Genomic DNA, 11,282 nt, shown 5'->3' on the forward strand with positions numbered 1-11,282 from the left:
CCCTGAGCAGGCTGCCGACGAACCCGCCGACTGCGCCCAGGCCCAGACCCGCGCTCACGAGACCGGTGCGGCTCACCGTTCGCATGGCCCCCGCCTCTCCAATCAGAGGTGCTGCCAGGTGGATTCGCCTTCCCGACCGCATCGTATCCACGAAGCGATCGCATCGATACCGCCTGCAAGCAAAGAGCGGGTCGTGTCCAGTGACACCGGACACGACCCGCTCCTGTCGCCGATCGAGCGGAAATTGCTCGAGCCGGCCAAGCTCTCAGTCCTCCGAGTCCTCGGAGTCGTCGTCCAGAAGACTCTTCTGGAGAACCGGCCCCTCGCCCGGGGCGAGAGAGCTGAGGATGCGCTCAAGGTCTTCCATCGAGGCGAACTCGACAGTGATCTTGCCCTTCTTCTGCCCCAGGTCGACCTTCACCCGTGTCTCGAAGCGGTCCGAGAGCCGACCGGCGAGATCGGTCAGTGCCGGAGACACCAGAGCGCCGGCTCGTGGCCCCTTGGACCTCGTCGCCGCCGTCGGCCGCGAACCCATCAGGGTCACGATCTCCTCGACGGCCCGTACCGAGAGTCCCTCGGCCACAATCCGGTGAGCCAGCCGGTCCTGCTCCTCCGAGTCGTCCACGGAGAGAAGCGCGCGGGCGTGCCCGGCGGAGAGGACTCCGGCGGCGACACGTCGCTGGACCGCCGGCGAGAGCTTCAGCAGACGCAGGGTGTTGGAGACCTGCGGCCGGGAACGGCCGATCCGGTCCGCCAACTGATCGTGCGTGCAGTGGAAGTCCTTGAGCAACTGGTCGTAGGCCGCCGCCTCTTCCAGCGGGTTCAGCTGAGCCCTGTGGAGGTTCTCCAGCAGCGCGTCCAGGAGGAGCTTCTCGTCCTCCGTGGCCCGCACGATCGCCGGGATCGCTTCAAGGCCCGCTTCACGGCAGGCCCGCCAGCGCCGCTCGCCCATGATGAGCTCGTAGCTGGTGGCACCCACCTGCCGCACGACGACGGGCTGGAGGAGACCGACCTCCTTGATGGAGGTGACCAGCTCCGCCAGCGCGTCCTCGTCGAACACATCACGTGGCTGTCGTGGGTTCGGCGTGATGGAGTCGATGGGAAGCTCAGCGAAGTGGGCACCGATGGGAGGCGCCGGGACCTCCCCGAATTCGTTCGAGGAGGCATCCTCTGTTTCACGTGAAACAGGCGGCAGCGTGGCCACCCTCGCCGCGGCCACTCCGCGCTCGGCCATGAGTACGGGAACCGCAGCCGGTGAGGTGGAGGCGGTGCCCCCCATCGCGGGTGGCGTCGGCCTGTCTCCGGTCGGTGCAGATGGGATCAGTGCGCCGAGACCACGGCCCAACCCCCTCCGTCGCTCGCTCACTGGTTTCCCTCCACGATGCTTTGTTCGCTCTGTGCGCCGATGTGGGCGTGCTGCGCGTCATAGCTGACGCCGACACCCTTCAATGCGATTTCCCGGGCCGCCTCAAGGTAGGACAGGGCACCACTCGATCCTGGATCGTAGGTGAGCACCGTCTGTCCATAGCTCGGCGCCTCGGAGATGCGGACCGAGCGCGGAATGCTCGTCCGCAGCACCTCGTCGCCGAAGTGGTTGCGCACCTCGTCCGCGACCTGGGACGCGAGGCGCGTCCGGCCGTCGTACATGGTGAGCAGGATCGTCGTTACCTGAAGGTCTCGGTTCAGGTGGGCCCGGACCAGATCGACGTTGCGCAGCAGCTGGCCCAGGCCTTCCAGCGCGTAGTACTCGCACTGGATCGGGATGAGCACCTCGGCGCCGGCGACCAGCGCGTTGACCGTCAGCAGGCCGAGCGAGGGCGGGCAGTCGATGAGGATGTAGTCCAGAGGCTGCTCATACGCCTGGATCGCTCGCTCAAGCCGGCTCTCTCGTGCCACCAGCGACACCAGCTCGATCTCCGCACCGGCGAGATCGATCGTGGCGGGCGCGCAGAAGAGGCCCTCGACGTCGGGGACCGGCTGAACGACTTCCGAGAGTGGCCTGCTGTCGATCAACACGTCGTAGATGGAAGGAACATCGGCGTGATGGTCGATCCCCAGCGCCGTGGAAGCGTTGCCCTGAGGGTCGAGGTCCACGACCAGGACGCGAGCCCCGTGCAGGGCCAGCGAGGCGGCGAGGTTGACGGTTGTCGTCGTCTTCCCCACTCCGCCCTTCTGGTTGGCGACCACCATGACACGGGTCCGCTCCGGCCGTGGCAGGCCTTCGCCGGCCCGCCCCAGAGCCTCCACCGCCAATTGGGCAGCACGACCGATGGGAGTGTCGTCCATCGGGGGTGGTGTTTCACGTGAAACATCCTCCCCAATCGACTCGGTTCGGGGACCGGGGACCGGATCGGTCATCGGTCCCGCGATGTTGGCGTTGGACCGCAAGGATTCACTCTCCTCGACTTCAGGCTCGCAATGAACAGAGCCTGCCATGTCTTCGGGGTCGTGAACCAGTGAGGCCTGGGGTTCTGTGGAGAAATCCACCTCTGTGGACAACTCCGTTACCTCTCCGGGTGAACGGAGAGGCTTTCGGTCGCGGGGTGCGGCCGCGGCCCGGCCGCGGCTGATGATGCCGTGCAGCAGTGAGCGACGTTTCACGTGAAACAAGATGCCCAGCTGCGAGCTCTCTGGCCGCGCGACACTCCGAGATGCGTAGGTTAGGCAGCTTGTGTGGAGTACGTCTCGTCGTCAGGACGGATCAACGAACGCGAAGTTCAGCGCCGACGTCGCGCCCGTCCCGTCCGGGCAGCCTTGGCCCGCTTCGCCGCGAACCGCACTCCACCGGGGCTCTCCCCGACCACAACCCGCACGACGGTCGACAGCGGGTCCACCACTCCCTCACCGACATGCAGGATGGACGTCTCGACCGCCCCGAGCTTGCTCAACGCGGTGGCTGAAGCCTTCAGCTCATCCTCGGCGGTGTCCCCTTTGAGCGCCAGCATCTCCCCATACGGACGCAGCAGAGGAATGCCCCAGGTGGCCAGACGGTCCAGCGGGGCCACAGCACGTGCCGTCACCACATGGACCGGCTGGAGCGTCCCCATGACCTCTTCCGCACGGCCACGGACGACCGTCACGTGGTCGAGGCCCAGCAGCTCGACGACCTCGCTGAGGAAGTTGGTCCTGCGCAGCAGAGGTTCGAGCAGCGTGATCTTCAGGTCCTCCCGGACCAGGGCCAGCGGAATGCCGGGCAGACCGGCGCCCGAGCCGACATCGCACACCGTCACGTTCTCCGGCACCACCTCGGAGAGCACCGCACAGTTCAACAGGTGCCGCTCCCACAGGCGGGGCACCTCACGCGGGCCGATCAGTCCGCGCTGCACACCCGCCTCGGCGAGCAGTTCCGCGTATCGGACCGCGTCCGCGAAGCGATCGCCGAACACCTCGCGCGCCTGCTCGGGCGCCGGGGGGAGCTCCGCTGCCTCCGTCACGGGGAACCGTCCTTCCGTACCGCATGAGCGCCACTGGGCGCTGATCACCAGGACTACAGGGACTGGAGCTGTCGAAGACCACAGGGGGACGAACAGGGGATCAACAGCTGCCGGGAACTACAGGCTGACAAAGTTCGGCCCCGTCTGCGCAACAGACGGGGCCGGAGGGACCTACGTACCGATCAGGCGGGAAGGACGACGACGAAGCGCTGGGGCTCCTCGCCCTCGGACTCGCTGCGCAGACCGGCGGCCTTCACCGCGTCGTGCACGACCTTGCGCTCGAACGGCGTCATAGGCTTCATCTTGACGGGCTCGCCGGAGCTCTTGACCTCGGCCGCGGTCTTGGCGCCGAGCTCCGAGAGCTCCTCACGCTTCTTGGCTCGGTAGCCCGCGATGTCGAGCATCAGCCGGCTGCGGTCCCCGGTCTCCCGGTGTACCGCCAGGCGCGTGAGCTCCTGGAGGGCCTCCAGTACCTCGCCGTCCCGGCCGACCAGCTTCTGCAGGTCGCGGCTGCCCGCGTCACTGATGATCGAGACAGCGGCGCGGTCGGCCTCGACGTCCATGTCGATGTCGCCGTCGAGGTCGGCGATGTCCAGCAGACCCTCGAGGTAGTCCGCCGCGATCTCGCCCTCCTGCTCCAGGCGGGACAGGGTGTCGACACCCTCGGCTGCGGCGGAGGTGATGGTGCCTTCCGTCACGGGATGGACTCCTTCTTACTTCTTGGACGGGGACTTGGGGCGCTGCGGACCCTTGCGCTGTCCGGACTGGGCCTTGCTGCGGGCGGTACCGGAACCAGTCTTGGAAGCGGCCGGCTTGGCGGCTCCTCCGTCCGGCTTGGCGTCGTCGGGCTCGTCCGACTTGATCAGCGACGTCGTGGGAGTCTCCGGCTCGGACCCGCCTGCCGACCTGGCGCCGGACTGACGCTGGGACTTGCTCTGACGCTTGGGCTGCTGGCGCTTGGCTGCGCCGGTGGCGGGCGTACCGTCCTCGGTCTCGGCGACCTCCGGGTTCACACCCTTCGTCACCGTGCCGTCGGGCTGAGCGGCGAGGCCCGCCTTGTTCAGACCGTTGATGAACTTGCGCTCGAACTCGTTGCGGTCGCGGCCCTTGGCGACGATGGCCTTCACGATGGCACGCTCACCGCGGCTGCGCGTCTTGCCGTGCTGCGTGACGTGCTTGTGAAGGCGCTCCAGGTAGGCGGCCTGTGCCGTGCTGCCCGGGGTCGGGTTGTTGCGGATGACGTACATCTGCTGGCCCATGGTCCACACGTTGGTGGTCAGCCAGTAGACGAGGACACCGACCGGGAAGTTGATGCCGAAGACGGCGAACATGATCGGGAAGACGTACATCAGCATCTTCTGCTGCTGCATGAACGGCGTCTTCACCGTGGTGTCGACGTTCTTCGTCATCAGCTGGCGCTGCGTGTAGAACTGCGACGCCGACATCAGGACGATCATGATCGCGGTGACGATACGCACGGTGGTCAGCGAAGCGTCCAGCGCCGAGACCTTGTCCGCGCTGTCGGTGAACTTCGCGGCCAGCGGGGCGCCGAAGACGTGTGCCTTCTGCGCGCTCTCCAGCAGGCTCTTGTTGATCACACCGATGGTGTCGTTCGACGCAATGCTGTTGAGCACGTGGTAGAGGGCGAAGAAGAACGGCGACTGCGCCAGGATGGGAAGGCACGAGGAGAGCGGGTTGGTGCCCGTCTCCTTGTACAGCTTCATCATCTCTTCGGACTGGCGCTGCTTGTCGTTCTTGTAGCGCTCCTGGATCTTCTTCATCTCGGGCTGCAGCGTCTGCATGGCCCGGGTCGCCTTGATCTGCTTCACGAAGAGCGGGATCAGGCAGATGCGGATCAGGATCACCAGGGACACGATGGACAAGCCCCAGGCCCAGCCGGTGTCAGGGCCGAAGATCGCGCCGTACACACTGTGGAACTGGACGATGACCCAGGAAACGGGTGTCGTGATGAAGCTGAAAATGCTGGCAATCGTGTCCACTAATCATGCTCCTTGGACATGGGACGGGGTCTCGGCGGCCGGACTCGAAGGGTTCTGTCCCTCGATGGCCGCGCCGGCGGCGGAGGTCCCGCCCTTGCGTGCATGCCAGGTGTTGCGCAGCATTTCGTGCCACCGCGGACGCTTGCGCGGCGGGACATGGTCCACACCGCCGAGCGACCACGGGTTGCACCGCAGGATGCGCCAGGCGGTCAGTGCCGTCCCCTTGACCGCACCGTGCCGGTCGATGGCCGTATGGCCGTAGTGGGAGCACGACGGGTAGTACTTGCACACGGGCCCGAGCAGCGGACTGATCGTCCACTGGTACAGCTTGATCAGGGCCAGCAGCGGGTACTTCATCGCGCGCCCCCTCCCAGCAGCCGCTGCAGAGCGGCGTCCAGGTCTCGGGCCAGCTGTGCATGGTCGGCGTCGCCCGCACCGGGCAACGCTCGTACGACTACCAGGCTACCGGGGGGCAGCTCGGCGACTCGATCGCGCATCAGGTGGCGAAGCCTGCGCTTCACCTTGTTGCGGACGACCGCGCCGCCGACAGCCTTGCTGACGACGAAACCCGCACGCGTCGGGGGAGCGCTCTCCCCAGGCGCGTGCGGGTCCGTGGTACCGCTACGAAGATGGACGACGAGGAGCGGACGGCCGGCCCGGCGGCCCCGCCGTACCGCGGTCGCGAATTCCTCGCGCCGCCTCAGCCGATGCTCGGTAGGCAGCACGACGTCATGACCTGATCAGAATCAGGCGGACAGGCTCGCGCGACCCTTGCCACGGCGGTTCGCGAGAATCGCGCGACCGGCACGGGTACGCATCCGCAGGCGGAAGCCGTGGGTCTTCGCGCGGCGACGGTTGTTCGGCTGGAAGGTGCGCTTGCTCACTCGGGGGCTCCAGAAAGAATCGGTAGATACCGGGGTGCCGTCTTGGCTGTCACCGTGCGCCCACGAGTAGCTCGCTTACGCCCGATTGCACCGCTCCCGATCACTGAAGGATGCCCTGGTAGGAGCACTCGTACGTGATCTATGCCCATCGGAGGCAGGCGGCAGCAGCCATCGACAACTCGACCTGGTCACGGTACGCGGGGCTACGCCATCCGGTCAAACCAGCACCCGGGGCGAGACACTATCCACAGGCTGGGGACAACAACTTGAACCGCACCCGTCGCCCTGACTACCGTGGCCGGACTCCCTATCGCCCGTCCCACCCGAAGTACATCCCGATACGTCCCAGAACCACACGTTCGTGGGACCCGTGAGAGAGCGTGCCCTGTGGCTGACGTACCTGCCGATCTTGCCGCAGTGTGGCCACGAGTGCTGGAACAACTCCTCGGTGAGGGCCGCGGGCAGGGCGTCGAGGTGAAGGACGAGCGCTGGATCAGGCGCTGCCAGCCGCTGGCCCTGGTCGCGGACACCGCACTGCTCGCCGTACCGAACGAGTTTGCGAAAGGCGTGCTCGAAGGCCGCCTCGCACCGATCGTCAGCGAGACGCTCAGCCGTGAGTGCGGGCGGCCGATCCGCATCGCGATCACCGTGGACGACTCCGTCGGCGAGCAGCACCCGCCCGCGCCCCCCGCCCCGCCGCAGTCGCGCTACGAGGATTCCGAGCTCTCGCCGGCCCGCGACCCGTACCAGGGGTACGGCCGCCACCGCGCCGACGATCGCCCTCAGACGCGCGACGGCCAGCAACCCTCTCACGCGGACCAGCTCCCCACCGCCCGCCCCGCCTACCCGTCCGAGTACCAGCGCCCCGAGCCCGGCGCCTGGCCCCGGCCGACCCAGGACGACTACGGCTGGCAGCAGCCGCGGCTCGGCTTCCCGGAGCGCGACCCGTACGCGTCACCGTCCTCCGACTACCGCCCGCAGCCCCCGCGCGACCGCTCGCCGTACGAACAGCAGCGCTCCGAGTACGAACAGCAGCGCGGCGACTACGGACAGCGCGACGGCCGCCGCGACCTGTCGGACTCCCCGTCCGGCGGCGGTCACGGGCACAGGGGCGGACCTGGCGGCTCCGTGCGACCCGGCGGCGGCGCACCCGGCTCGCCCGCGTCGCGGCAGACCCCGGCACCGGGCCCCGGCGAGCCCACCGCACGCCTCAACCCCAAATACCTGTTCGACACGTTCGTCATCGGCGCGTCGAACCGTTTCGCCCACGCCGCCGCCGTCGCCGTCGCCGAGGCACCCGCGAAGGCGTACAACCCTCTCTTCATCTACGGGGAGTCGGGACTCGGCAAGACACACCTGCTGCACGCCATCGGGCACTACGCGCGCAGCCTCTACCCCGGCACGCGCGTGCGATATGTGAGCTCGGAGGAGTTCACCAACGAGTTCATCAACTCCATCCGTGACGGCAAGGGCGACAGCTTCCGCAAGCGCTACCGCGAGATGGACATCCTGCTCGTCGACGACATCCAGTTCCTCGCGGACAAGGAGTCGACGCAGGAGGAGTTCTTCCACACCTTCAACACGCTCCACAACGCCAACAAGCAGATCGTGCTGTCCAGCGACCGGCCGCCGAAGCAGCTGGTCACACTGGAGGACCGGCTGCGGAACCGTTTCGAGTGGGGCCTGATCACCGACGTCCAGCCGCCCGAGCTGGAGACGCGTATCGCCATCCTCCGTAAGAAGGCGGTCCAGGAGCAGCTCAACGCCCCGCCGGAGGTCCTGGAGTTCATCGCCTCCCGTATCTCGCGCAACATCCGCGAACTGGAGGGCGCGCTGATCCGGGTGACCGCGTTCGCGTCGCTCAACCGGCAGCCGGTGGACCTCGGCCTCACGGAGATCGTCCTCAAGGACCTGATCCCGGGCGGCGAGGACTCGACCCCCGAGATCACCGCGCCGGCCATCATGGCGGCGACCGCCGACTACTTCGGCCTCACGGTCGAGGACCTCTGCGGCAGCTCACGCGGCCGTCAGCTGGTCACGGCCCGCCAGATCGCCATGTACCTGTGCCGCGAGCTCACGGACCTCTCGCTGCCGAAGATCGGGGCGCAGTTCGGTGGCCGCGACCACACGACCGTCATGCACGCCGACCGCAAGATCCGCGCGCTGATGGCCGAGCGCCGCTCCATCTACAACCAGGTCACCGAGCTGACCAACCGCATCAAGAACGGCTGACAGCAGCGCGGTCACAGCCCTGAAGGCGCCCCTGGGACACATCCCGAGGGCGCTTTCGGCGTTCTCCGGCAGCTGCCGGAGAAGGTGCCGACCGGTTCCCCGCCGGTTTCTGCGCGCGTCGAGCGTTGCCGGGCCGCAACCCACTGTTCGAATGCGCGCCGAGTTACGGCCACCCTCCACAAATTCGGTGACTTTTTCGCGTCCACACCCTGGGGACCGGGAAGTTGTCCAGACTGTGTCCACAGGCGAGGCTGGTGATAGACCATCAGACCAGGTCAGGTGGTTGTGGATTGGTGGACAAAAGATCTCCACAGGCTGTGGACAAAGAAATGATCCACAGGCTGTGCACGGAGTTGTCCACCGGCGGCCCACAGGCTGCGGCCGGTTGTCCCCAGCGATCACCGGCTTCTCCACACCCCTGTCCACTGTTCGGCAACACAACGCGCCTTCTCACCACGTCGAGTGAAAGGCGTCACACCAAGGCGTCTGGTTGGGTTGTGGGAAAGGTGGGTAAAGCTGGGGACGGCGCTGGGGAGAAGTCGCCCCCGGCTGTGCATGGGGTGTGCAGAACTTTCTGTTCTCCACAGAGAGGCCGGGTTATCCACCGCCTCCACCCACAGGGTCAGTGGACAAAATTTGCCGCCTGAGCTGCGAAAACGGGGTTATCCACGGTATCCACAGCCCCTACTACTACTGACAACTAGAGAGAGCTGGGAATCCGTTTCGAAGTGGGTCCTGTGCACAACTCGCTGTCGGGAGCCCGGCTGCCCCTCGTCACGACTTGACCCCGACGGGCACCTACTGTCAGTGCCGTACGTCAGACTGTTCCCGGTGTCCTTCCCAGCACAGGGACCCACGACACCGAGACAGACGACGAAGCCAGGCAGGCCGAGAAGCGCCGGCAACAGCAGGAGGCGGCAACAGTGAAGATCCGGGTGGAACGCGACGTACTCGCGGAGGCAGTTGCCTGGGCGGCGCGCAGCCTCCCGGCCCGTCCGCCGGCCCCTGTCCTCGCCGGCCTCCTGCTGAAGGCCGAGGAAGGCCAGCTGAGCCTGTCGAGCTTCGACTACGAGGTCTCCGCGCGGGTCTCGGTGGAGGCCGAGGTCGAGGAGGAGGGGACGGTCCTGGTGTCCGGCCGGCTCCTCGCCGACATCTGCCGCGCCCTTCCCAACCGCCCGGTGGAGATCTCCATGGACGGTGTACGGGCGACGGTGGTGTGCGGCTCGTCCCGCTTCACCCTGCACACACTGCCTGTGGAGGAGTACCCGGCGCTGCCGCAGATGCCCACCGCGACCGGCACGGTGCCCGGTGAGGTCTTCGCCTCCGCCGCCGCCCAGGTGGCCATCGCGGCCGGCCGTGACGACACGCTGCCCGTCCTCACCGGTGTGCGCATCGAGATCGAGGGCGACAGGGTGACCCTGGCGTCCACCGACCGCTACCGCTTCGCGGTCCGTGAGTTCCTGTGGAAGCCGGAGGACCCGGAGGCGTCCGCGGTGGCCCTGGTGCCCGCCAAGACGCTCCTGGACACCGCCAAGGCGCTCACGAGCGGCGACAGCGTGATCCTGGCGCTGTCCGGCTCGGGCGCGGGCGAGGGCCTCATCGGCTTCGAGGGCGCCGGCCGTCGCACGACGACGCGTCTGCTGGAGGGCGACCTCCCGAAGTACCGCTCGCTGTTCCCGACGGAGTTCAACTCCATCGCCGTGATCGAGACCGCCCCCTTCGTGGAGGCCGTCAAGCGTGTGGCCCTGGTGGCCGAGCGGAACACCCCGGTGCGGCTCAGCTTCGAGCAGGGGGTGCTCATCCTGGAGGCCGGTTCCAGCGACGACGCACAGGCTGTGGAAAGGGTCGACGCCCAGCTGGAGGGCGACGACGTCTCGATCGCCTTCAACCCGACGTTCCTGCTGGACGGTCTGAGCGCCATCGACTCCCCGGTCGCCCAGCTCTCCTTCACGACGTCGACGAAGCCCGCGCTGCTCAGTGGCAAGCCGGCCGTGGACGCGGAGGCGGACGAGGCGTACAAGTACCTGATCATGCCGGTCCGCCTGAGCGGCTGAGCCTTCTGAGCGGCTGATCGCCTCCGACAAGGAACACCGCAGGTGGGGGCATACGTTTGAGCGCGTATGCCCACAGGTGTGCGTGAGCGTCCGGGTTTAGGCTCGGACGTGGGCACGAGCGACAGGAGTGCCCTCATGCCACGACGCAACCTAAGGAACAACTGATGGAGCTCGGTCTCGTCGGCCTCGGCAAGATGGGCGGCAACATGCGCGAGCGGATCCGCCGCGCAGGTCTCACCGTCATCGGATACGACCGCAACCCGGACGTCGCCGATGTCCACAGCCTCAAGGAGCTTGTGGACGGGCTCAGGGCCCCGCGGGTGGTGTGGGTGATGGTCCCGGCCGGCGCCCCGACCCAGTCCACCGTCGACGAGCTCGCGGAGCTCCTTGAGCCCGGTGACGTCGTCGTGGACGGCGGCAACTCGCGCTGGACGGACGACGAGAAGCACGCCGAGGAGCTGGCGGCCAAGGGCATCGGCTTCGTCGACTGCGGTGTCTCCGGCGGCGTCTGGGGCCTGGAGAACGGCTACGCGCTGATGTACGGCGGCGACCCCGAGCACATCGCCAAGGTGCAGCCGGTCTTCGACGCCCTCAAGCCCAAGGGCGACTTCGGCGCGGTCCACGCGGGCAAGGTGGGCGCCGGGCACTTCTCGAAGATGGTCCACAACGGCATCGAGT

General features: G+C 67.4%; 11 protein-coding genes. 3 read left to right on the top strand and 8 right to left on the bottom strand.

From position 1 onward, the window contains the following. Positions 1-265: 265 nt before the first annotated feature. The 8 genes from IEY89_RS29005 to rpmH all read right to left on the bottom strand — a co-directional run bounded on the left by IEY89_RS29005 (position 266) and on the right by rpmH (position 6,318). Positions 266-1,366 carry a ParB/RepB/Spo0J family partition protein gene (locus IEY89_RS29005; protein ID WP_189150476.1) on the bottom strand — a complete coding sequence of 367 codons (1,101 nt, stop codon included), beginning with the start codon at positions 1,364-1,366 and terminating at the stop codon, positions 266-268. Beyond that, positions 1,363-2,436, bottom strand: coding sequence for an AAA family ATPase (locus IEY89_RS29010; protein ID WP_189150489.1), 1,074 nt, complete (start codon positions 2,434-2,436; stop codon positions 1,363-1,365). Before IEY89_RS29010 ends, IEY89_RS29005 begins: the two co-directional genes overlap by 4 nt. 281 nt (positions 2,437-2,717) lie before the next feature. Continuing rightward, positions 2,718-3,434, bottom strand: a complete 717-nt coding sequence (rsmG, locus tag IEY89_RS29015) for a 16S rRNA (guanine(527)-N(7))-methyltransferase RsmG (RefSeq protein ID WP_189150477.1) — start codon at positions 3,432-3,434, stop codon at positions 2,718-2,720. A gap of 182 nt (positions 3,435-3,616) precedes the next feature. Next, complete coding sequence (locus tag IEY89_RS29020; RefSeq protein ID WP_189150478.1) at positions 3,617-4,132, bottom strand: Jag family protein; 516 nt, start codon at positions 4,130-4,132, stop codon at positions 3,617-3,619. Between the two features lie 15 nt (positions 4,133-4,147). Continuing rightward, positions 4,148-5,434, bottom strand: a complete 1,287-nt coding sequence (yidC, locus tag IEY89_RS29025; protein ID WP_189150479.1) for a membrane protein insertase YidC — start codon at positions 5,432-5,434, stop codon at positions 4,148-4,150. A 3-nt stretch (positions 5,435-5,437) separates the two neighbouring features. After that, entirely contained in the window at positions 5,438-5,791 is a 354-nt protein-coding gene (gene yidD / locus IEY89_RS29030) for a membrane protein insertion efficiency factor YidD (protein WP_164315877.1), read from the bottom strand. After that, positions 5,788-6,159: a ribonuclease P protein component gene (gene rnpA / locus IEY89_RS29035; RefSeq protein WP_189150480.1), complete on the bottom strand. Its 372-nt coding sequence runs from the start codon at positions 6,157-6,159 to the stop codon at positions 5,788-5,790. The genes yidD and rnpA overlap by 4 nt, the downstream gene beginning before the upstream one ends. Before the next feature lie 21 nt (positions 6,160-6,180). After that, entirely contained in the window at positions 6,181-6,318 is a 138-nt protein-coding gene (rpmH, locus tag IEY89_RS29040; protein WP_006381191.1) for a 50S ribosomal protein L34, read from the bottom strand. Between the two features lie 387 nt (positions 6,319-6,705). Here rpmH and dnaA point away from each other — a divergent pair, with 387 nt between their 5' ends. The 3 genes from dnaA to IEY89_RS29055 form a co-directional block, all read left to right on the top strand. Beyond that, positions 6,706-8,550 carry a chromosomal replication initiator protein DnaA gene (dnaA, locus tag IEY89_RS29045; RefSeq protein WP_189150481.1) on the top strand — a complete coding sequence of 615 codons (1,845 nt, stop codon included), beginning with the start codon at positions 6,706-6,708 and terminating at the stop codon, positions 8,548-8,550. A gap of 923 nt (positions 8,551-9,473) precedes the next feature. Further along, positions 9,474-10,604, top strand: coding sequence for a DNA polymerase III subunit beta (gene dnaN, locus IEY89_RS29050; RefSeq protein ID WP_105970234.1), 1,131 nt, complete (start codon positions 9,474-9,476; stop codon positions 10,602-10,604). Positions 10,605-10,768: 164 nt separating this feature from the next. Then, positions 10,769-11,282: NAD(P)-binding domain-containing protein (locus tag IEY89_RS29055; RefSeq protein WP_229695462.1), on the top strand; the 514-nt coding region annotated here is incomplete at its 3' end.

This window comes from Streptomyces lacrimifluminis, from assembly GCF_014646095.1.
GTDB lineage: Bacteria > Actinomycetota > Actinomycetes > Streptomycetales > Streptomycetaceae > Streptomyces > Streptomyces lacrimifluminis.

Excerpts from the sequence above, each read along its gene's own strand:
- IEY89_RS29010 (WP_189150489.1), bottom strand. The coding sequence starts at position 2,436 with ATGGCAGGCTCTGTTCATTGCGAGCCTGAAGTCGAGGAGAGTGAATCC.
- yidD (WP_164315877.1), bottom strand. The coding sequence starts at position 5,791 with ATGAAGTACCCGCTGCTGGCCCTGATCAAGCTGTACCAGTGGACGATC.